Annotated in this window: 20 protein-coding genes; 16 read left to right on the forward strand and 4 right to left on the reverse strand. The window is 73.6% G+C overall.

All coding sequences use genetic code 11. From position 1 onward, the window contains the following. Positions 1 to 235: 235 nt before the first annotated feature. Positions 236 to 1,447 (reverse strand): pyridoxal phosphate-dependent aminotransferase, encoded by a 1,212-nt coding sequence (locus tag V2J85_RS12350; protein ID WP_261954641.1) that lies wholly within the window; start codon positions 1,445 to 1,447, stop codon positions 236 to 238. 118 nt (positions 1,448 to 1,565) lie between these two features. Between V2J85_RS12350 and V2J85_RS12355 the strand changes: the two genes are divergently transcribed. From V2J85_RS12355 to V2J85_RS12365, 3 genes are all read left to right on the forward strand, one after another. Then, entirely contained in the window at positions 1,566 to 2,228 is a 663-nt protein-coding gene (locus tag V2J85_RS12355) for a winged helix-turn-helix transcriptional regulator (protein WP_261954640.1), read from the forward strand. Then, positions 2,225 to 2,707, forward strand: coding sequence for a phosphatase domain-containing protein (locus tag V2J85_RS12360; protein ID WP_261954639.1), 483 nt, complete (start codon positions 2,225 to 2,227; stop codon positions 2,705 to 2,707). Before V2J85_RS12355 ends, V2J85_RS12360 begins: the two co-directional genes overlap by 4 nt. Positions 2,708 to 2,854: 147 nt before the next feature. After that, positions 2,855 to 3,928, forward strand: coding sequence for a glycosyl hydrolase family 18 protein (locus V2J85_RS12365; protein WP_330821594.1), 1,074 nt, complete (start codon positions 2,855 to 2,857; stop codon positions 3,926 to 3,928). Here the strand turns inward: V2J85_RS12365 and V2J85_RS12370 are convergent. Further along, the gene (locus tag V2J85_RS12370; RefSeq protein WP_410011235.1) at positions 3,872 to 4,783 is read right to left on the reverse strand and encodes a helix-turn-helix transcriptional regulator; all 912 of its coding nucleotides are present in this window, start codon (positions 4,781 to 4,783) and stop codon (positions 3,872 to 3,874) included. The two genes, V2J85_RS12365 and V2J85_RS12370, sit on opposite strands and share 57 nt — an antisense overlap. A 185-nt stretch (positions 4,784 to 4,968) precedes the next feature. On the opposite strand from V2J85_RS12370, the gene V2J85_RS12375 reads away from it, so the two are divergent. From V2J85_RS12375 to V2J85_RS12385, 3 genes are read left to right on the forward strand one after another with little or no spacing between them, the layout of a single operon-like run. Further along, a complete protein-coding gene (locus V2J85_RS12375; RefSeq protein ID WP_330821595.1) occupies positions 4,969 to 5,967 on the forward strand; it encodes an NADPH:quinone oxidoreductase family protein in 999 nt (332 codons plus the stop codon). Next, positions 5,964 to 7,145, forward strand: coding sequence for an acyl-CoA dehydrogenase family protein (locus V2J85_RS12380; RefSeq protein ID WP_330821596.1), 1,182 nt, complete (start codon positions 5,964 to 5,966; stop codon positions 7,143 to 7,145). The genes V2J85_RS12375 and V2J85_RS12380 overlap by 4 nt, the downstream gene beginning before the upstream one ends. Continuing rightward, entirely contained in the window at positions 7,142 to 8,338 is a 1,197-nt protein-coding gene (locus tag V2J85_RS12385; protein ID WP_330821597.1) for an acyl-CoA dehydrogenase family protein, read from the forward strand. The genes V2J85_RS12380 and V2J85_RS12385 overlap by 4 nt, the downstream gene beginning before the upstream one ends. Positions 8,339 to 8,579: 241 nt before the next feature. On the opposite strand, the gene V2J85_RS12390 is transcribed toward V2J85_RS12385, so the two are convergent. Beyond that, positions 8,580 to 9,191, reverse strand: a complete 612-nt coding sequence (locus V2J85_RS12390) for a hypothetical protein (protein WP_261954634.1) — start codon at positions 9,189 to 9,191, stop codon at positions 8,580 to 8,582. Between the two features lie 238 nt (positions 9,192 to 9,429). On the opposite strand from V2J85_RS12390, the gene V2J85_RS12395 reads away from it, so the two are divergent. Further along, the gene (locus V2J85_RS12395) at positions 9,430 to 9,585 is read left to right on the forward strand and encodes a hypothetical protein (protein ID WP_261954633.1); all 156 of its coding nucleotides are present in this window, start codon (positions 9,430 to 9,432) and stop codon (positions 9,583 to 9,585) included. A 10-nt stretch (positions 9,586 to 9,595) separates the two neighbouring features. Then, complete coding sequence (locus tag V2J85_RS12400) at positions 9,596 to 10,948, forward strand: hypothetical protein (RefSeq protein ID WP_330821598.1); 1,353 nt, start codon at positions 9,596 to 9,598, stop codon at positions 10,946 to 10,948. Positions 10,949 to 11,047: 99 nt separating this feature from the next. Here V2J85_RS12400 and V2J85_RS12405 read toward each other — a convergent pair whose 3' ends face one another. Continuing rightward, positions 11,048 to 11,620, reverse strand: a complete 573-nt coding sequence (locus tag V2J85_RS12405; RefSeq protein ID WP_330821599.1) for a cell wall hydrolase — start codon at positions 11,618 to 11,620, stop codon at positions 11,048 to 11,050. Between the two features lie 102 nt (positions 11,621 to 11,722). Between V2J85_RS12405 and V2J85_RS12410 the strand changes: the two genes are divergently transcribed. From V2J85_RS12410 to V2J85_RS12445, 8 genes are all read left to right on the forward strand, one after another. After that, on the forward strand, positions 11,723 to 12,952 hold the full coding sequence (locus V2J85_RS12410) for a S1 family peptidase (RefSeq protein ID WP_261954630.1): 1,230 nt from the start codon (positions 11,723 to 11,725) through the stop codon (positions 12,950 to 12,952). A gap of 141 nt (positions 12,953 to 13,093) precedes the next feature. Then, positions 13,094 to 13,612 carry an acyl-CoA thioesterase gene (locus V2J85_RS12415; RefSeq protein ID WP_330821600.1) on the forward strand — a complete coding sequence of 173 codons (519 nt, stop codon included), beginning with the start codon at positions 13,094 to 13,096 and terminating at the stop codon, positions 13,610 to 13,612. Between the two features lie 80 nt (positions 13,613 to 13,692). Beyond that, the gene (locus V2J85_RS12420; protein ID WP_261957328.1) at positions 13,693 to 14,598 is read left to right on the forward strand and encodes a LysR family transcriptional regulator; all 906 of its coding nucleotides are present in this window, start codon (positions 13,693 to 13,695) and stop codon (positions 14,596 to 14,598) included. Positions 14,599 to 14,792: 194 nt separating this feature from the next. Next, positions 14,793 to 15,962: a CaiB/BaiF CoA transferase family protein gene (locus V2J85_RS12425; RefSeq protein WP_330821601.1), complete on the forward strand. Its 1,170-nt coding sequence runs from the start codon at positions 14,793 to 14,795 to the stop codon at positions 15,960 to 15,962. 106 nt (positions 15,963 to 16,068) lie between these two features. Next, positions 16,069 to 16,854, forward strand: coding sequence for a crotonase/enoyl-CoA hydratase family protein (locus V2J85_RS12430; protein ID WP_330821602.1), 786 nt, complete (start codon positions 16,069 to 16,071; stop codon positions 16,852 to 16,854). 37 nt (positions 16,855 to 16,891) lie between these two features. Next, the gene (locus tag V2J85_RS12435) at positions 16,892 to 17,629 is read left to right on the forward strand and encodes an acetoacetate decarboxylase (RefSeq protein WP_261954626.1); all 738 of its coding nucleotides are present in this window, start codon (positions 16,892 to 16,894) and stop codon (positions 17,627 to 17,629) included. Between the two features lie 121 nt (positions 17,630 to 17,750). Further along, the gene (locus V2J85_RS12440; protein ID WP_261954625.1) at positions 17,751 to 18,719 is read left to right on the forward strand and encodes a 3-hydroxyacyl-CoA dehydrogenase NAD-binding domain-containing protein; all 969 of its coding nucleotides are present in this window, start codon (positions 17,751 to 17,753) and stop codon (positions 18,717 to 18,719) included. Continuing rightward, complete coding sequence (locus V2J85_RS12445; protein WP_261954624.1) at positions 18,716 to 19,897, forward strand: acyl-CoA dehydrogenase family protein; 1,182 nt, start codon at positions 18,716 to 18,718, stop codon at positions 19,895 to 19,897. Before V2J85_RS12440 ends, V2J85_RS12445 begins: the two co-directional genes overlap by 4 nt. The last annotated feature ends 33 nt before the right edge of the window (positions 19,898 to 19,930 follow it).

Genomic DNA, 19,930 nt, shown 5'->3' on the forward strand with positions numbered 1-19,930 from the left:
CTCAAGGGCGCGTTCGATTCCGTGCGGTGGTCCCGCGGGGCAGGACGGCCCGTCGCCGGGCGTCCGGGCCGTCCGGACCGAGGGGCCGTCGGACGGTGCCGGGCCGCCCGGGGGGCGCCGGGAGGCCCTTCCTGCCGCTGGCCACGGCCGCGCGCCGGACCGGCGGGCGGTGGACGGCGGCGGGGGAGGGGTGCCGCCGTTCGGGTGAACCGGGGGCCGCTGCCGGCCCCGGGCGTCACTGGCGGTATCCGGCCAGGAATCGGCCGATCCGGCGGATCGCGGCGTCGAGGTCGTCGGCGTGCGGCAGGGTGAGGATGCGGAAGTGGTCCGGGCGCGGCCAGTTGAAGCCGGTGCCCTGGACGACCTGGATCTTCTCCCGCAGCAGGAGGTCCAGCACGAACTTCTCGTCGTCGTGGATCTTGTGGACGGCCGGGTCGAGGCGCGGGAAGGCGTAGAGCGCGCCCCGGGGCTTGACGCAGGAGACGCCCGGGATCTCGTTGAGCCGCTCCCAGGCCACGTCGCGCTGCTCGCGCAGCCGGCCGCCCGGCAGCACCAGGTCCTTGATGGACTGCCGGCCGCCCAGCGCCGCCTGGATGGCGTACTGCGCGGGCGCGTTCGGGCACAGCCGCATCGAGGCGAGGGTGCCCAGGCCCTCCAGGTAGTCGGCGGCGTGCTGCTTGGGGCCGGAGACCACCAGCCAGCCGGAGCGGAAGCCGGCCACCCGGTAGGACTTGGACAGACCGCTGAAGGTCAGGCAGACCAGGTCGGGGGCGAGCACCGCGGCGTGGTGGTGGACCTCGTCGTCGTAGAGGATCCGGTCGTAGATCTCGTCGGCGAAGACCATCAGCTGGTGGCGCCGGGCGAGGTCGAGCATGCCCTCCAGCAGCTCGCGCGGATAGACCGCGCCGGTCGGGTTGTTGGGGTTGATGATGACCATCGCCCGGGTCCGGTCGGTGATCTTCGAGGCGAGGTCGTCGAGGTCCGGCAGCCAGTCCGCGGACTCGTCGCAGAGGTAGTGCACGGCCTTGCCGCCGGCGAGGGTGGTGACGGCCGTCCAGAGCGGGAAGTCGGGGGCCGGGATGAGGACCTCGTCACCGTCGTCGAGCAGCGCCTGGACCGCCATCGAGACGAGCTCGGAGACGCCGTTGCCGAGGTAGATGTCGTCGACGTCGACGTCCGGCAGGCCGTTCTGCTGGTAGTGCTGGGCCACCGCGCGGCGGGCCGAGAGGATGCCCCGGGACTCGGTGTAGCCGTGTGCGCGGGAGAGGTTGCGCATCACGTCCTGCAGGATCTCCTCGGGGCACTCGAAGCCGAACAGCGCCGGATTGCCGGTGTTCAGCCGCAGCACGCTGTGCCCGGCCTCCTCCAGCGCGTCCGCGTGCTCGATCACCGGTCCGCGGATCTCGTAGCAGACGTCGGCCATCTTGCTGGACTGCTTGAACTGCATGCGGCGGCCTCCCGGTCCTCGCCCGCCGCGCGGCGCGGCAGCACTCGTCGTCATCACACCGTACTTGGTTTTACCAAGTCGCGACTTGGAAAGTCCAACCTCTGTCTATGCTGGAGCCATGCCGCGCCGAAGCTATGACCAGTACTGTGCCGTCGCCCGGGCCCTGGACGCCGTGGGCGACCGCTGGACGCTCCTGATCGTCCGGGAACTCCTGGGCGGCTCCCGGCGCTACACCGACCTGCACGCCGACCTGCCCGGCGTCAGCACGGACATGCTCGCCTCCCGCCTGAAGGACATGGAACGCGACGGCCTGGTCACCCGCCGCCGGCTCGCCCCGCCCGGCGCCGCCTCCGTCTACGCCCTCACCGACCGCGGTCGCGCCCTGCTGCCCGCCCTCACCGCCCTCGCCGACTGGGGCGCCCCCGCCCTCGACGAGAAGCGGCCCACCGACGCGGTCCGCGCCCACTGGTTCGCGGTCCCCCTCCTGGCCCGGCTCGCCGCACACTTCACCGACGGCACCGACGTCGTCGACATCACCCTCGACGAGGGCCGGTTCCATGTCCTGCTCTCCGGCGACACCGGCCCCGGCTACGCCGACGGCCCCGCCGAGCACCCCGACGTCCGGCTCCGGACGGACGCCGCGACCTGCGCCGACCTCGCCCACGACCGCCTCTCCGTCGCCCAGGCCATCGCCGCCGGCCGGATCGCGGTCACCCGCCCCGAAACCGGCGAAACCCACGGGACCGCCGCGGCCCACCGACCGAAGGCACCGACGGCATGACGCATCGCCCCCTGGCCCTCTTCGACCTCGACAACACTCTCGCCGACACCGCCCACCGCCAGCACTGGCTGCGGCGCACCCCGCGCGACTGGCCGGCCTTCTTCGCCGCGGCCACCGACGACCCGCCGCTCGGCGAGGGCGTGGCGCTGGCGCTGCGCAGCGCCGAGGACGGCGACGTCGGCTACCTCACCGGCCGCCCCGAGCGCTGCCGCCGCGACACCCTGGACTGGCTGGCCCGGCACGGCCTGCCGCCGGGCGAGGTGTGGATGCGGCCCGACCACGACCGTCGCCCGGCCCGGCACACCAAGCTGGAGACCCTGCGCCGGATCGCCCGGCACCGCGAGATCCGCCATGTCGTCGACGACGACGAGCAGGTCTGCGACGCCTTCGAAGCGGCCGGCTTCACGGTCGTCCGGGCCCGGTGGGCCACCCCGTCCGCCACCCTCCGCGACGCCCAGCAGCGCGCGGGACGCACCTGACCGGCGGCGGGGCCGCGCGTCACGACAGCGGGGCGGACCCAACCCGGCCCCGCCCCGCTCCCGTTCGCCACCCGGCCGGGCCCCGCCCCGCTCCCGTTCGGCCGCGCTGACGGTGCGTCAGCAGTCCCGCGGGGTGACGCTCGGGGCATGGACCATGTCTCCGGAAACCGGGCGCGCGGCTGGCTCGCGCTCCTGCTCGCGGCGGTGACGCTCACCGGCCCGCTCACCCCCGCGGCCGCCGCCACCCCGGACACCACCGAGGCCCGCCGCCGCACCGTCTCGGCCTGGCTGCCCTACTGGGGCGACACCGACGCCGCCTACCGCGACGCCCTCCGGCACGCCTCCCAGCTCCACACCGTCAGCCCCTTCTGGTACCAGGCGTCCGACGACACCACCCTCACCGGACACCACGGCGCCGGCCGCCGCCGCATCATCGACGGACTGCACCGCGCCGGCATCAAGGTCGTACCCACGGTCACCGAAACCCTCGGCGCCGACCGGATGGCCGCCCTGCTGCACGACCCCGAGCGGCGGCGGGCACACCTCGACACCCTGCTCGACCTCGTGGCGAGCCGTTCGTACGACGGGATCGACCTGGACTACGAGGCCATGGCGGTCACCGGCGACCGGCACGCCCGGGACCGGGTGCGCACCGGATACCGCACCCTGGTCCGGGAGTTGTGCGCGCGGCTGCACGCCAGCGACAAGGAATGCGTGGTCACCGTCCTCGCCCGGGCCCGCGGCACCGGCACCGCCTTCGACTACGCGCACCTCGGCCGCTCCGCCGACCGCATCCGCATCATGGGCTACGACCTGCACTGGTCGGGCGGCGACGCGGGACCGCTGTCCTCCACCGACTGGTACGACGAGTTCCTGCGCTACGCCACCGACACCATCCCGCCCCACAAGATCGAGGTGGCCTTCCCCGGCTACGGCTGGGACTGGGTCACCGGCACCACCGGCCACGCCGCCCACCTGACCTGGAAGGAGGCCGAGGCGCTGCGCGCACGCGAGGGTGCCGACTACCTCTTCGACACCGCCTCCGGCACCCCGCACTTCACCTACCGCAAGGACGGCGAGGAACACCAGGTCTGGTACCAGGACGCCCGCGGCGTCCGCGCCCACCTGCCGCTCCTGCGCGCCTACGGGGTGCGGGGCACCGGCCTATGGGCGCTCGGGTTCGAGGACCCGGACGTCTGGGCCGCACTCCGCGGCGAGTAGCCGCAGCGCCGCCTCGGACGGCGACCCCTCCTCGGCCGTGTACATCAGCACGCCCTGCCCGGAACCGTCCGGCGTCTGCATCATCTCGAAGTCCAGCACCAGCTCACCCACCAGCGGATGGTGGAACCGCTTGGTGCCGAAGGTGCAGTTGCCCACGCCGTGCCGGGACCACAGCGCACTGAACTCCGTGCTCTTCATCGACAACTCACCGATCAGCGCGGTCAGTTGCGGATCGTCCGGTCGCTGCCCGGCGGCCACCCGCAGCGAGGACACCGCGTGCCGCAGCGCCTCCTCGCGGTCCGGGTACAGCTCACGGGTGTGCGGGTCGAGGAAGAGCATCCGCTGCGCGTTGGGGCGGTCCAGCGGGCGGTCGGGGCTGTCGACGTCCAGATGCCCGGCGATCAGTGCGTGCCCGAGGCGGTTCCAGGCCAGGATCTCGAAGCGCGGGCCGAGCGCCACCGCCGGCACGTCCGCCACGGCCGCGAGCAGCCGCCGCACCCCCGGACGGACCTTGTCGTGGCGGACCGCCGGCCGCCGGCGCACCCGGGCCGGCCGGGCCAGCTCCCGCAGATACGCCTGCTCGTCGGCGGACAGCCGCAGCGCACGGGCCAGCGCGTCCAGCACCCCCTCCGAGGCCTGATGGCTCTGCCCCTGCTCCAGCCGCGTGTAGTACGCCACGCTGACACCGGCCAGCTGCGCCAGCTCCTCACGGCGCAGCCCCGGCACCCGGCGCCGCCCTCCGTAGGACACCAGGCCGACGTCCTCCGGGCGGAGCCGGGCGCGGCGGGTGCGCAGGAAACCGCCCAACTCGGCGGGCTGGTCCATCGCGGGGGTGTCGCTCGCGGGTATGTCCATGCCCGCCAGTCTCCGCCCTCGCACGGGCCGCAGCCTGACCCTGCGAGTACCAGGCTGAGACCGTTCCCTCACCGGGCCGATTTCCTGTTCCCCCGGCGTATACCGACCGCTTAGTATGCCCGTGGCGAGGGGGCCGGTGCGTTCCCCCGCCCCACCCGCGTACCCACATCTTTCGGAGGCACCAGGTGAAGGCATGGCGCGTACACGCGAACGGCGAGCCGCGTGAAGTGATGCGGCTGGAGGAAGTGCCGGACCCCCAACCGGGACCGGGGCAGCTGCTGCTGCGGGTACGGGCCGCCAACGTCAACTTCCCCGACGCACTGCTCTGCCGGGGCCGCTACCAGGTGCGGCCGCCGCTGCCGTTCACCCCCGGCGTGGAGATCTGCGGCGAGGTGCTCGCCGCCGGCGAGGGGGCCGAGGCGGAACCCGGCACGCGGGTGCTGGCCCAGCCGCCGCTGCCGGCCGGCGGCTTCGCCGAACTCGCGGTGGCCGACGCCGCGAGCGTACGCCCCGCACCCGAGGCACTGGACGACGCCGAGGCCGCCGCACTGCACATCGGCTACCAGACCGGCTGGTTCGGCCTGCACCGCCGCGCCCGCCTCCAGGCCGGCGAAACCCTGCTGGTGCACGCCGCGGCCGGCGGCGTCGGCAGCGCCGCCGTACAGCTCGGCAAGGCCGCCGGCGCCCGGGTCATCGGCGTGGTCGGTGGCGCCGACAAGGCCCGCACCGCCCGGGAACTCGGCTGCGACCTGGTCCTCGACCGGCACACGGACGACATCGTCGCCGCCGTGAAGGACGCCACCGGAGGCCGCGGCGCCGACGTCGTCTACGACCCCGTCGGCGGCGACGCCTACACCAAGTCCACCAAGTGCATCGCCTTCGAGGGCCGCATCCTCGTCGTCGGCTTCGCCGGCGGCACCATCCCCTCCCCGGCCCTCAACCACGCCCTGGTCAAGAACTACGCCATCCTCGGCCTGCACTGGGGCCTCTACAACACCAAAGACCCGGCCGCCGTCGACGCCTGCCACAAGGAACTCACCGAACTCGCCGCCCAGGGCGCCGTCAAGCCGCTGATCGGCGACCGGGTCCCGCTGGCGGACGCCGCCGACGCCGTCCAGCGGGTCGCCGACGGCACCTCCGTCGGCCGCCTCGTCGTCGTCCCCACCACCGAGGAGGCACGATGACCGACGCCGCAGACCTCCGCCGCCGCACCGCCGACCTCCTCGCCGCGCACCCGCCCGCCACCACCGACCGGCTGGACTTCCTGCGCGCCCGCTTCGACGCCGGACTCGCCTGGGTGCACTTCCCCGAGGGCCTCGGCGGCCTGGACGCGCCCCGCTCGCTGCAGGCCGTCGTGGACGCCGAACTCGCCGCCGCCGGCGCCCCCGGCAACGACCCCGGCCGGATCGGCATCGGCCTGGGCATGGCCGCCCCGACCATCCTCCGCTTCGGCACCGACGAACAGAAACAGCGCTTCCTGCGCCCCCTGTGGACCGGCGAAGAGGTCTGGTGCCAGCTGTTCAGCGAACCCGGAGCCGGCTCCGACCTCGCGGCACTCGCCACCCGCGCGGTACGGGACGGCGAGGACTGGGTGGTCGACGGCCAGAAGGTGTGGACCTCCAGCGCCCACCTGGCCCGCTGGGCGATCCTCATCGCCCGCACCGACCCCGACCTGCCCAAACACCGCGGCATCACATACTTCGTCTGCGACATGACCGACCCCGGCGTCGAGGTGCGGCCGCTGCGCCAGATCACCGGCGAGGCCGAATTCAACGAGGTCTTCCTCACCGGCGTCCGCATCCCCGACGCCCACCGCCTCGGCGAGGTGGGCGAGGGCTGGAAGGTCGCCCAGACCACGCTGATGAACGAACGGGTCGCCATCGGCGGCAACCGCATCCCCCGCGAGGGTGGCATGATCGGCGTCGCCGCCGCCGACTGGCGCGCCCGCCCCGAACTGCGCACCCACGACCTGCACCAGCGGCTGCTGACCCTGTGGGTGGACGCCGAGGTCGCCCGGCTCACCGGCGAACGGCTGCGCCAGCAGCTCACCAAGGGCCAGCCCGGCCCCGAGGGCAGCGGCATGAAACTGGCCTTCGCCCGGCTCGCCCAGGACATCAGCGGCTGGGAGGTGGAGTTCCTCGGCGAGGACGGACTGACCTACGACGACTGGACGATGCGCCGCCCCGACGGCGTCGACTTCACCGGACGCGAGGCCGGCTACCGCTATCTGCGCGCCAAGGGGAACTCCATCGAAGGAGGCACCTCGGAAGTGCTGCTCAACATCGTCGCCGAACGCGTACTGGGGCTGCCGCCCGAGCCGCGCACCGACAAGGACGTCGCGTGGAAGGACCTCCCCCGATGACCACCGAGACCCGCTCCACCCCCACCCCGGCGCCCGACCCCGACCTCCTCTACTCCGAGGACGAGGAAGCCCTGCGCGACGCCGTACGGGCCCTGCTCACCGACCGCAGCGATCCGGCCACCGTGCTCGCCGCCGTCGAGTCGGACGTGCCGTACTCCCCCACCCTCGGCTCCGCTCGGGCGGGAGGTGCCCCCAGCGCGCTGTGGCGGTCGCTCGCCACCGAGATCGGCACCGCCGGGCTGCTGGTCCCCGAGAAGCTCGGCGGCGCGGGCGCAAGCACCCGGGAGACCGCCGTCGTCCTGGAGGAACTGGGCCGCGCCGTCGCGCCCGTCCCCTACCTGACCAGCGCGGTCCTCGCGGTGACCGCCCTGCTCGGCTGCGACCACGAGGACGCCGAGGTCGCCGGGGCACTGACCGCGCTCGCCGCCGGCACCACCGTCGGCGCGCTCGCCGTCCCCCTGACCACCGCACCGGGCGGCCCGCCCGAGCCGACCGTACGGGCCGCCGCGGACGGCACGCTCACCGGCCGGGTGACCTCGGTCGCCGACGCCGCGGCCGCCGATCTGCTGCTGGTGCCCGCCCAGGGCCCCGACGGTCCGGCCCTGTTCGCGGTCGAGGCCGCGGCGGACGGCGTACGCACCGAGCGCGTCACCCCGCTCGACCTCACCCGCCCGCTGGCACACCTCACCCTCGACGGCGCCCGCGGCCGCCTGCTGGCCACCGGCGACCGGGCCCGGGAAGCCGTCGACCGGGCCCTGCTCACCGGGGCCGGGCTGCTCGCCTCCGAACAACTCGGCGTCGCCGAGTGGTGCCTGGCCGAAACCGTGCGCCACACGGCCGAGCGCACCCAGTTCGGCCGCCCGATCGGCTCGTTCCAGGCGCTGAAGCACCGGATGGCCGCCCTCTGGCTGGAGGTCGCCTCGGCCCGCGCCGCGGCCCGCAACGCCGCGGACGCGCTGGCCATCGGCAGCCCGGACGCCCCGGTGGCGGTGGCCGTCGCCCAGGCGTACTGCGCGCCGGTCGCGGTCCGCGCCGCCGAGGAATGCGTCCAGCTGCACGGCGGGATCGGCATGACCTGGGAACACCCGGCCCACCTCTACCTCAAGCGGGCCAAGGCCGACGAGCTCACCCTGGGCACCCCGGGCCGCCACCGCGAGGCCCTGGCGGGACTGGTGGATCTGGGGGCGCCGTAGAGGGGGACGTGGGGGCGCGGGGGCGTGGCGTGGGACCCGCGCGGTGCGCGCGGCGCGGGGCCCGTAGGTTTGCGCGGCGCGGGGCCCGTAGGGGGTGGGCGAACAGATCCCGTAGGGGAGGGGCGCCCCCCTTTGGGGCCCGCAACGCCGGGCAGGCGGGGGGTATTCCCGGGTCAGCCGGTGGCTCCAGTCAGCCGGTGGCCCCGCTCAGCCGGTGGCCCCGGTCGGCCGGTGGCCCCGGTCAGCCGGTGATGGCGAAGGTCTTGCTGAAGGCGTGGACCGTGCCGTCGCCGGCGGTGGCCACCTCCAGGAAGTAGTGCGGCCCCGGCGGCACCTGTGGCAGCGTCACCAGGGCCTCGCCCGTCGGCCCGTCGCCCGCCTTGGGCGCCACCACGGCCAGCCGCTGCGGCGGCCGGCCGTGGCCCATACCGGCGTTGAGCCAGACGTCCACCTGCTGCCCGGTGCTGTTCCTCCAGGCGACCGGGAGGCTGCCGTGCGGGCGGTAGCTGAGACCGGCCGGCGGCGCGGTCACCTCGATCCGCCCGCCCATGGTCTCCGCATCCGGTTCGGCCTCCGAGTCCGGTTCGGTCACCGCGTCCGGTTCGGCCACCGCGTCCGGTCCGGCCGGACCGGAGGTGCCCGGGCGGCCGGAGCGGATGCCGAGGGCGGAGGTGGCGGCCCGCGCCGCCGAACCGTCCGGCCCGGCCGCCGCGGCCGGGGTGCTCGCGGCCCGGAACCGGCTCGTCCCGTCGTCCGGGTTCCCCGGCGCCAGGGTGACCACCGTCATGCAACCGACGGCGGTGGCGGCAACGGCGACGGCGAGGTTCGTGGCTATCGAGATCGCCCTGGACATCGTCTCCTCGTTTCCTCGGGGGAGGGACGAGCCGGAGCATCCCCGGCACTCCGACCGCCAAAAACGACGCGCGGAGCGACCACCCCGATGGCCATTTCCGGCGCGACAGACCCCCGGCGACGCAGGAAAATCCCCCCGACCGGCCCCCGCTCACGGCACCTCGACCGGCGATGCCCGGGCCCGGCCGACGACATCTCCGACCCGGGCCGGAGATGTCGTACCGGGCCCGGTCGGCGACGTGCCGAACCCGCTCGGCGATGTCGTGCCGGACCCGGCCGGCGATGTCGTCCCGGACCCGATCCGCGAGGTCCCGGGCCCGACCGGCGGGGTACCGAACCCGACCGACGATGTCCCGAAGCTGACCGGTGATGTCCTGAAAGTGTGGTTCGGGTAGCGTCGAACCCATGAACACCGCAACTCGTCGTGCGCTGATCGGACCCGTTCTGCTGCTGGTGGCCGCGCTGCTGGCGGTGGCCGCCGTGCTGGCGCCCGGCGCGCACGCCGCGGGCGGTCTGGACGATGCCGCGAGCGCCCTGAAGAAGGGCCCGGTCTACGTCGATCCGCGCGCCGCGGGGCAGTTCTCCACGGCCGACGCGGACGCCCTGGCCAAGAAGATCAAGGACGCCGACAAGCCGGTCTTCGTGGCCGTGCTGCCGCGCACCGCGGACTACCCGCCCAGCACCCTGCTCCGCGATCTGCGGACCAAGGTCGGCATCGCCGGGGTCTACGCCGTCGAGCTCGGCAACGGCTTCAACGCCGGCGCCGACCCGCGGGTGATGTCCCGCAGCGCGGTGCAGAACCTGGTCGGCTCGGTGAAGCGCACCACCTACCCGACCGTCGGCGAGCGGCTGAACAGCTTCGTCGACACCGCCAACCAGTCGGCCCGCGGCCACGCCCCCGACTCCTGGGGCGGCACCGGCGGCTCCGGCTTCGACTCGGGCACCGCGATCGGCCTCGGCGTGCTGCTGGTCGTCGGCGGCGGCGGCGCGTACGCCATCTCCCGCCGCAACCGCCGGCGGCGCCAGGAGGAGGAGCGGGCCGCGCTGGAGCAGCTGCGGACCGTCGTCGACGAGGACATCACCGCCTTCGGCGAGGAACTGGACCGGCTCGACTTCCGGCCCGACGAGCCCGGTGCCGACGACGCGATGCGCGCCGACTACAGCCATGCGCTGGACGCCTACGAGAACGCGAAGTCGGCGATGGCGGCGGCCCAGCACCCCGGCGACGTGCAGGCGGTGACCAAGGCGCTGGAGGACGGCCGGTTCTCGCTGGCCACGCTCGCCGCGCGCCGCGAGGGCCGGCCGCTGCCCGAGCGCCGGCTGCCCTGCTTCTTCGACCCGCGGCACGGCCCGTCCGTCGTCGACGCCGCCTGGGCCCCGCCCGGCGGCGCCGAGCGCGTCGTCCCGGTCTGCGCCGCGGACAAGAGCCGGCTGGACGACGGCCGCGAGCCGCTGACCCGCACGGTCCGCACCGAGAGCGGCGACCGCCCGTACTGGGACGCGGGCCCGGCCTACGCCCCCTGGGCCGGCGGCTACTTCGGCGGCGGCCTGCTGCCCGGTCTGCTCGTGGGCACGCTGCTCGGCAACGTCATGATGTCGTCCCCCGCCTACGGCGCCGACTTCGGCGGGCCCGCGGGCGTCGAGGGCGGCGACTACTCCGGCGCCGACTTCAACCCCGACGACTTCAGCGGCGGCTTCGGGGACGGCGGCGGGTTCGACGGCGGTGGCTTCGGCGGCGGGGGCGACGGCGGGTTCTGACGGGCCGGGGGAGGGGCCTCTTCCCGGCCGGTCCTGATCCGCATCGTCGGGTGCCGGTCCGGGCGGGCGGGACCGGCCCCGCCCGGCGCCCCCGGGCCCTCACCGGTCCGGCGTCGCGCCCCGCACCCGCTTGGCCCCGAGGAACCGCGCGTACCGCGCCCGCGCCGCGAAGTCCGCATAGCGCCAGACCGCGGGCCGGCCCACCTCGCGGCAGAGGTGCAGCACGGCGTCGGGTCCCAGATGCACGCCCACATGGGCGCCGTACCCCTCGGGCCGGTCCTGGTCCGGCCCCGCGTCGAAGAGGACCAGGTCCAGCGGCCGTGGACGCCCGGCCCGCCCGGTGGTCCGGGTGTCCGCCCACAACTCCGCCGAGCGCAACGGCGGCACCCACAGCCCGAAGTGGCGCAGCACGGCGTAGGCGTAGCGCTGGCAGTTGGCGCCCCCGGCCAGATCGGCGAAACCGTCCGAGCCGCCACGGCCGTCGAAACCACCCGGGCCGCCCGCCGCGCTCCCTCCGCCCGCCCCGGACCCCGCGCCTGACGGGCATTCAGGTGCCGTCGCTCCCGGATGGCGGGCGCCCGAGTAGGTCACGTTGCGCAGCGCGGGCGGCAGGTCTCCGCACGCCACCGGGCCGTGAACAGCGGGGACTTGGCGGCGGGGATCGGTGGTCATCCCACCATGATGCGGGCGATCTCCTCGTGCCGCCCGCGCCGGTGTCCCGCACGCTCGCCCCATCGGATCCGACGTGCACCCGACACCGCGAGGAGATCCCCGATGGAACCCCGCCTCCGCAAGGCAGCACTACGGTGCGCGGCCGTCGCCGCCGTCATGGCGACCGTCGGCCCGCTCGGCCCTGCGCACTCCGTACCGCTCCCCACGCCCGCGCCCCAGCCCGCCCCGCGCGGTCTGCTCGACGCGATGCGCCGGGACCTCCGGCTGACCGCGGAACAGGTGCGCACCCGGCTCGCGCAGGAGGCCGACGCGCACCGTGCCGCCGCCGCGGTCCGCCGGGCGCTCGCCACGCCGCCGGCCGGGATGTGGTTCGACAAGGCGAGCGGCAAGCTCGTCGTCGCGGTGACCGGCCCCGCCGACGCCCAGCGGGTGAAGGCGGTCGGCGCGATCCCCAAGACGGTGCGGCACAGTCGCGCGGTGCTGACCGCGCTGGTGCGGAAGGTCGCGGTCCGGGTCGGCAAGGGCGTCCCCGGGGTCACCGGCTGGGGCGTGGACGAGCGGGCCAACGGTCTCGTGATCCGTATCGACCGCACCAAGCACACGGCCCGGACGGACGCGTTCGAGAAGGGCATCCGCGGCCTCGGCACCCGCGCGAAGGTGAGGGTCACCGTCGAACGCAGCAACCAGACGCCGCGCCAGCAGGGCGGCACGGTCGTCGGCGGCGAGCGCTGGATGCCCGGCAACGAGGGCATCTGCTCGATCGGCTTCTCGGTGACCGGTCCGCAGGGGTTCGAGGGCTTCCTGACGGCCGGCCACTGCACCCTGACGCCTGATCAGGCCGCGTACGGCAAGGACGGCACCCGGATGGGCACCTCCAATCCGGGCGGCAACCACAGCGTCAACGGCCACGAGGGCGACTTCGGGCTGGTCCAGGTCGACCAGCCGGGGTGGACCGTCGGCTCGGCGGTGGCCGGTCAGGGCGGCACGCCCGTCGCCGTCACCGGCGCGCAGGAGGGCCTGGCCGGCATGTCGATCTGCCGCTCGGGGCAGTCCAGCGGCTGGCACTGCGGGGAGATCACCCGGGTCGACCAGACCGTGGACTACGGCACCACGATCATCGACGGGCTCGCCTACACCAACGCCTGTTCCGCGGCCGGGGATTCGGGCGGCTCGTACGTCACCCAGCCCAACGCCCCGATGGCGGTCGGCGTGCACTCCGGCGGCGGCGCCGCGACCTGCGGCAACTTCGGCGGCGACACCGTCACCATCTTCCAGCCCATCACCAAGCCCCTGGCCAAATGGAACCTCCGCCTGAAGACGGGGAGCCCCTGACGGATCGCCGTCGGCGCGGGAGGCGTCTCCCGGCGTCCGCCGGTGGGCTGGTGCTGCCGGTGCGATCGGTGCCGGCGGTGCCGCAGGTGCCGGAGAGAAAAGCCCCCCGTGCCGATCACCCGCGCCTACGATGGGACACCGATGGCCATGGCCATGGCCAAGGGATCGCGGGGAGTGGCAGTGGGAGTGACGGTGGCGGGAGCGGGGGAGCCGGTGGGCGAGGTGGAGACGGCGGAGCCGTTCGCCGTGCGGGTCACCGTACGGGGATACGAGACGGACACCCAGGGCCATCTCAACCAGAGCGTCTACCTCCAGTACGCCGAGCACGCCCGCTGGTCGCTGCTCCAGGCGAGCGGCATCCGGCAGAGCGCCATGGTGGACCGGCGCATCGGGCCGGTGACCCTGGAGACCACCATCCGCTACCGGCGCGAGCTGCGGGCCGGCGACGAGGTCGAGGTGAGCTGCGCGTTCGTTTGGAGCGAGGGCCGGACCTTCCGCATCGAGCAGACCGTCCGCAAGACGGACGGGACGGTGGCCGCCGAGGTGAGCGCGGTCTGCGGAGTGCTGGACCTCGCCGAGCGCAAGCTGCTGCCGGACCCGCGGGCGGCCCTGCGCGAGCTGGCCGAGGACCCGGCGCCGTTGGGCCTGACCGGGCAGTGAGCCGTGGGCCGTCCACCGGCCGGGCGGTGCTCCGGTCCGCCGGGGGCGGCCCGCCGCGCGGGTAGGGTGACCGTGTGGACATGCTGCACCTGCGCTACTTCGTAGCCGTGGCCGAAGAGCTGAACTTCTCCCAGGCGGCACGCAAGTTGCACATGGCGGCCTCTCCCTTGAGCCAGCGCATCAAGGACCTCGAACGCGAGCTGGGCCAGCCGCTGTTCGAGCGGACCACCCATCGCGTCGCGCTGACCCCGGCCGGTGCGGCCCTGCTGCCGATGGCCCGGGACGTGCTCGACCGCGTCAACTCCATTCCCTGGCGGCTGCGCGAGGCCGTCCGCCCGCAGCGCGCCACCCTGCTGATCGGGATGCCGTCCGGGGTGCACCCGGCGCTGCGCGACCGGGTCCGGCAGCTGGCGGACGCCGGCCGGGAGGCGTACGAACTCAAGCGCTGGCCCGGCAGGTCGACCGGGCTGGCCGAGGCGGTCCGGGACGGCCGGCTGGCGCTGGCGCTGGTCCGGCTGCCGGTCGCCGATCCGGCGCTCGGGATCATCGAGGTGATGCGGGAACGGCTCGGCGCGGCCGTGCCCGCCGACCGGTTCGCCGGCCGGGAGTCGCTCACCCTCGACGACCTGCGGGACCTCCCCTATGTGGCCACCGCCCCCGAAGCCCTCCCCGCATATTTCGACGAAATCGACGCCCGGCTGAATTCCGCGGGCGTGCGGAAAAGAATTCGCCTCAACAGTTCCGATTATGCGGGGGCCTCGGAACTCGTTTCCGGCGGTCTCGCCTTCTCCCTGACGATGCTCTCCACCGAAAGCCCGATGCACAATTACCGGCTGGAGAACGTGATCGTGCTGCCCGTGGCGGATTTCCCGGCCGAGCTGGTCACCGGGCTGCTGTTCCGCAAGGACCGGGCGGAATCCGGCGGCGACCTGGCGGGCCTGGTGGCCGAGGCCCGCCGCGTTTTCGCCGAGGAGCTTTCCGCCTGAGCGCCGATTCGGCGCACCGGCCTGCACGCCGATAAGCGGCACTCCGACCTGCCCTTCGACAATCAGTCATGTCAGGGGTATGACCGCTGTGGTCATACCCTTCTTCGTTTCTTGATCGTTCTCATTTCGTGGCGTCTCACCTACCGTCGACAACGGAAACATTCGCAGTACACCTACTTTCCGCGGGAGCGACAATGGACGCCACGACCGAGACCGCCGGAGGACCGCTCGCCGGCGTGCGGGTGATCGACCTGTCCACGGTGGTGATGGGCCCCTACGCCGCCCAGATCATGGGCGACCTCGGTGCCGATGTCATCAAGATCGAGTCGCCGTCGGACACCATCCGGGCGGGCCGGTACCGCACCACCCCCGGAATGACCCCGCTCCACCTGAACGTCAACCGCAACAAGCGCAGCGTCTCGCTCAACCTGAAGGACGACGCCGACCACGCACGGGCCCTCGCCCTCATCGGCACCGCCGACGTCCTCATCACCAACATGCGCCCCGGCCCGCTGGCCCGCCTCGGCCTCACCTACGCCGACCTCGCCGCACACCACCCCGGCCTGGTCTACGCCCACGCCCAGGGCTTCCGCAGCGACTCCGAACGGGCCGGCCACGCCGCCTACGACGAAACCGTGCAGGCATCCTCCGGCCTGGTCGACATCGCCCACCGCGCCCTCGGCCGGCCGGTCTACCTGCCGACCATCATCGGCGACAAGGTCGCCGGACTGACCATCGTCCACTCGGTCCTCGCCGCCCTGCTGCACCGCGACCGCACCGGACAGGGCCAGCACATCGAGATCCCGATGACCGACACCCTCCTCGCCTTCAACCTCGTCGAGCACCTCTCCGGCCACGTCTACGAGCCGCCCACCGGCGCCACCGGATTCCCGCTCTCCATGAAGCGCGGCCACCGCGCCGTCACCACGGCCGACGGACTCGCCTGCATCGTGCCGTACAACGCCGCGAACTTCCGGGACTTCTTCGCCGCGGCCGGCCGTCCCGACCTCGCCGAGGACCCGCGGGTGGCCGGCACGGTCATCGACGACGCGGACGTCGACCCGCTGATGGACCTCGTCGCCGACTGCGCACCCGCCCTGACCACGCAGGAATGGGAAGAGATCTGCGCCAAGCACAGCATCCCCATGGCACCGGTGCTCGAACTGGACCGGGCCGCCGACGACCCGTACGTCCAAGACGGCCACCTCCTCGACGTGGTCGAGCACCCGAGCGAGGGCCCGATCCGCTCCATCGGCCTGCCCGTGCGCTTCTCCGCCACCCCCGGCACGGTCCGCCGGCTCGCCCCGCTGCCCGGCCAGCACACCACCGAGGTCTTCGACGAACTCGCCGCCGGCGGACGGTGACGAACCCGCCGCCGGGCGGCGCGGCGACCGGCCACCGCGCCGCCCCACCTCCTCCCGGTGAATGCCTCTCCCTCTCCCTCCCTCTCCGCACCCGAAAGGCCCCGTCATGCCCCCCACCACGCACGACCCCGCCCCCGTCGTACGCACCGAACGCATCGGCCGCACCCTGCTCATCACCCTCGACCGGCCTGCGGCCAGGAACGCCGTCAACGCCGCTGTGGCCTCCCAACTCGCCGCCGCGATCGACCAGTTGGAAGGTGACGCGGAACTACGGGCCGGCGTCCTCACCGGTGCCCAGGGCACCTTCAGCGCCGGGATGGACCTCAAGGCCGCCCTCGCCGGTGAATCGCCCGAGATCGCCGGCCGCGGCTTCGGCGGACTCGCCGAAGCCGTCACCACCAAACCGCTGATCGCCGCCGTCGAGGGCTGGGCCATGGGCGGCGGCTTCGAACTCGCCCTCGCCTGCGACCTCATCGTGGCCGCCGAGGACGCCCACTTCGGCCTGCCGGAGGTCACGCGCGGGCTCATCGCGGCCGGCGGCGGCGCCGTACGACTGCCCAAGCGGATCCCGTACCACCTGGCCATGGAACTCCTGCTGACCGGCGAGCCGGTGACCGGAGCAGGCGCCGGTGCGCTCGGCATCGCCAACCGGGTCGTACCGGCCGGCCGGGCCACCCCCGTGGCACTGGAACTCGCCGCACGACTCGCGGCGAACGCCCCGCTCGCCCTCGCCGCCGTGAAGAAGATCGCCCGCGTCGCCGACGGCACCCCCGAACCGGCCGCCTTCGCCGCCCAGCGCGAGGAGATGACCGCGCTGGCCGCCTCCGCCGACGTCCGCGAGGGCATGACGGCCTTCGCCGAGCGCCGCGCGCCCGTCTGGCAGGGCAAGTAGCGGCACCACAGAGGCAGAAAGGAAACGACGAAACGCCATGGAACAGCACGACATCGGCCGGCGCCTCGCCACCCCGCTGATGAATCCCGCCTACCCGCCCGTCGTCCCGCGCTTCACCGACCGCGAGTACCTCACCATCGTCTACCGCACCGACCGCGACGCGCTGCGCGCCGTCGTCCCCGAACCACTGGAGATCGACGAACCCCTGGTCCGCTTCGAGGTGATGCGGATGGGCGACGTCACCGGATACGGGCCGTACACCGAAGCCGGCCAGGCCATCCCGGTCCGCCACCGGGGGGAGCGGGGCGAATACCTGCACGCGATGTACCTGGACAACTTCCCGGCCACCGCGTCCGGCAGAGAAGCCGGTGCCTACCCCAAGACCATCGGGGCGCCCGCACTGTACGTGGACCACGGCGCGCTGGTCGGCGTCCTCGACCACGGCACGCTGCGGGTGGCCACCGCGACGATGGGCTACAAGCACCACGAGCTCGACCCCGACGAGGCGGCCGCACAGATCACCGTGCCGACCTTCATGCTCAAGCTCGTCCCCGGATACGACGGCACGCCGCGGACCGCCCAACTGGTGCGCACCGAAATCAGCGACGTGGTGGTCAAGGGCGCCTGGACCGGCCCCGCCCGGCTCCAGCTCTTCGCCCACGTCCTCGCGCCCCTGGCCGACCTGCCGGTCCGTGAGGTCGTCTCCGCGAGCCACGTCGTCACCGACCTCACGCTGTCACCGGTCACACCGGTGCACGACTACCTGGCGCACTGACCCCGGGCCGGGCGCCGGCCGAGGGCCGACCACCGTCCGACCGCCGGCCGACCGCGCGCCGGATACCGGGCGGAGCGACGGCCGACAGCCAGCTGACGAAGAGAAACGGACACAAGCAGTCATGACCACAACCCACCCCACCGTGGCGGTGATCGGAGCCGGGACCATCGGGCTCTCCTGGGCCGCCCTGTTCGCCGGCCACGGCATGCGGGTACGCGTCAGCGATCCGCGCCCCGACCTCGCGGCCGCCCTGGACGGCGCACTGACCGAGGCCGCCCCGCACCTGGCCCGGCAGGGCCTGGACGTCGGGAACCTCGCCGAACGGGTCGAGCCGGTCGGCGACCTCGCCGCGGCCGTGCGCGACGCCGACGTCGTGCAGGAGAACGGCCCCGAGAACACCGCCTTCAAGCAGGAACTCTTCACCACCCTGGTGCGCGAGGCACCGCCGCACGCGCTCCTGCTGAGCTCGTCGTCCGCCATCCCGTCCAGCGCGTTCACCGGGGACCTCGACGACGCCGGCGCCGGACGCGTACTGATCGGCCATCCGTTCAACCCGCCGCACCTCGTACCGCTGGTCGAGGTGGTGCCCGGCGCGCGTACGTCGAAGGACGCGGTGAGCCGTGCGGTCGCGTTCTACCGGTCGGTGGGCCGGGTGCCGGTGGTCGAACGCAAGGAGATCCCCGGGTTCGTCGGCAACCGCCTCCAGAACGCGCTCAGCCGCGAGGCGATCCACCTCGTCGAACAGGGCGTGGTCGGCCCCGCCGAGCTGGACACGATCGTGGTCAACTCGCTCGGCCTGCGCTGGTCGACGGTGGGCCCGTTCCTCGGCGCCCACCTCGGCGGCGGCCCCGGCGGCTACCGGCACATGGCCGAGCACATCGGCCCCTCGATGCGGCGGATGTGGGACTCCCTGGGCAGCCCCGGGCAGAGCCCCGAGCAGACCGAACGACTCATCGCCGCGGTCGAAGGCGCCTACGGCTCCCGCCCGTACGGCGAACTCACCCGGGAACGCGACCGCAGACAACTCGCCGTCCTCGCCGCACTGAACACCGACACCACCACCGCACCGAACCAGGAGACCCGGTCATGACCGACCAACTCGCCGCCGACTTCTACGGCTACGAGGACCTGCTGCCCGACGACGAGCGCAAGCTGCTGCTGCACGCCCGCGACTTCCTCGGCCGCGAGGTGAAGCCGCTGGTCAACGACGCCTGGGCGAAGGGCGAGTTCCCCCGCGAACTGATCGGCAAGTTCCGCGAGTTGGGCCTCGCCGGGATCGCGTACGAGGGCTACGGCGACCCGCTGCCCGCGGCCAGCCATCTGCTGGTCGGCATGCTCGCGATGGAGTACACCCGCACCGACGCCTCGTCCGCGACCTTCTACGGGGTCCACAACGGACTGGCCATGTACAGCATCTTCCGCGGCGGCGACCAGGAGCAGCGGGACCGCTGGCTCCCCTCGATGGCGGCCCTGGACACCATCGGCGCGTTCGCCATGACCGAGCCGCTCGGCGGCTCCGACGTGGCCGGCGGGATGCGCACCACCGCCCGGCGGGACGGCGACCACTGGATCCTCAACGGCGCCAAGCGGTGGATCGGCAACGGCACCTTCGCCGACCTGGTGATCGTCTGGGCGCGCGACGAGGCCGACAACCACGTCAAGGGCTTCGTGGTGGAGAAGGGCACGCCCGGCTTCACCGCCACCAAGATCCGGAACAAGACCGCGTTCCGCATCGTCGAGAACGCCGACATCACCCTCACCGACGTACGGGTCCCGGAGGCCAACCGGCTCCAGCGGATCGACGGTTTCCGCGACGTCGCGGAGATCCTGCGGGCCACCCGCAGCGGGGTCGCCTGGCAGGCGCTGGGCGTGATGACCGGCGCGTACGAACTCGCGCTCGCCTACGCCAAGGAGCGCGAGCAGTTCGGCCGGCCGATCGCCCGCTTCCAGATGGTGCAGGACCTGCTCGTGAAGAGCCTCGGGAACATCACCGCCTCCTGGGGGATGCTCGTCCAGCTCGCCCGCCTCCAGGAAGCGGGCATCTTCCGGGACGAACACTCCTCGCTGGCCAAGGCGTTCGTCACCAGCCGGATGAGGGAGGTGGTGGCCTGGAGCCGGGAGATCTTCGGCGGCAACGGCATCGTGCTCGACTACGACGTCGCCCGCTTCTTCGCCGACGCCGAGGCCATCTACTCGTTCGAGGGCACCCGCGAGATGAACACCCTCATCGTGGGCAAGGCCATCACCGGCCAGAGCGCCTTCGTGTGACCCTCGCGCCCCCGCGCGACCCCGTGACCGCCC

It is taken from the genome of Streptomyces bugieae (assembly GCF_036352915.1).
Taxonomy (GTDB): domain Bacteria; phylum Actinomycetota; class Actinomycetes; order Streptomycetales; family Streptomycetaceae; genus Streptomyces; species Streptomyces endophytica.

Excerpts from the sequence above, each read along its gene's own strand:
- V2J85_RS12435 (WP_261954626.1), top strand. The coding sequence starts at position 16,892 with ATGGAACAGCACGACATCGGCCGGCGCCTCGCCACCCCGCTGATGAAT.
- V2J85_RS12385 (WP_330821597.1), top strand. The coding sequence starts at position 7,142 with ATGACCACCGAGACCCGCTCCACCCCCACCCCGGCGCCCGACCCCGAC.
- V2J85_RS12360 (WP_261954639.1), top strand. The coding sequence starts at position 2,225 with ATGACGCATCGCCCCCTGGCCCTCTTCGACCTCGACAACACTCTCGCC.
- V2J85_RS12370 (WP_410011235.1), bottom strand. The coding sequence starts at position 4,783 with ATGGACATACCCGCGAGCGACACCCCCGCGATGGACCAGCCCGCCGAG.
- V2J85_RS12390 (WP_261954634.1), bottom strand. The coding sequence starts at position 9,191 with ATGTCCAGGGCGATCTCGATAGCCACGAACCTCGCCGTCGCCGTTGCC.
- V2J85_RS12355 (WP_261954640.1), top strand. The coding sequence starts at position 1,566 with ATGCCGCGCCGAAGCTATGACCAGTACTGTGCCGTCGCCCGGGCCCTG.
- V2J85_RS12445 (WP_261954624.1), top strand. The coding sequence starts at position 18,716 with ATGACCGACCAACTCGCCGCCGACTTCTACGGCTACGAGGACCTGCTG.
- V2J85_RS12400 (WP_330821598.1), top strand. The coding sequence starts at position 9,596 with ATGAACACCGCAACTCGTCGTGCGCTGATCGGACCCGTTCTGCTGCTG.
- V2J85_RS12410 (WP_261954630.1), top strand. The coding sequence starts at position 11,723 with ATGGAACCCCGCCTCCGCAAGGCAGCACTACGGTGCGCGGCCGTCGCC.
- V2J85_RS12430 (WP_330821602.1), top strand. The coding sequence starts at position 16,069 with ATGCCCCCCACCACGCACGACCCCGCCCCCGTCGTACGCACCGAACGC.
- V2J85_RS12350 (WP_261954641.1), bottom strand. The coding sequence starts at position 1,447 with ATGCAGTTCAAGCAGTCCAGCAAGATGGCCGACGTCTGCTACGAGATC.
- V2J85_RS12415 (WP_330821600.1), top strand. The coding sequence starts at position 13,094 with ATGGCCATGGCCATGGCCAAGGGATCGCGGGGAGTGGCAGTGGGAGTG.
- V2J85_RS12380 (WP_330821596.1), top strand. The coding sequence starts at position 5,964 with ATGACCGACGCCGCAGACCTCCGCCGCCGCACCGCCGACCTCCTCGCC.
- V2J85_RS12365 (WP_330821594.1), top strand. The coding sequence starts at position 2,855 with ATGGACCATGTCTCCGGAAACCGGGCGCGCGGCTGGCTCGCGCTCCTG.
- V2J85_RS12425 (WP_330821601.1), top strand. The coding sequence starts at position 14,793 with ATGGACGCCACGACCGAGACCGCCGGAGGACCGCTCGCCGGCGTGCGG.
- V2J85_RS12420 (WP_261957328.1), top strand. The coding sequence starts at position 13,693 with ATGCTGCACCTGCGCTACTTCGTAGCCGTGGCCGAAGAGCTGAACTTC.
- V2J85_RS12440 (WP_261954625.1), top strand. The coding sequence starts at position 17,751 with ATGACCACAACCCACCCCACCGTGGCGGTGATCGGAGCCGGGACCATC.
- V2J85_RS12405 (WP_330821599.1), bottom strand. The coding sequence starts at position 11,620 with ATGACCACCGATCCCCGCCGCCAAGTCCCCGCTGTTCACGGCCCGGTG.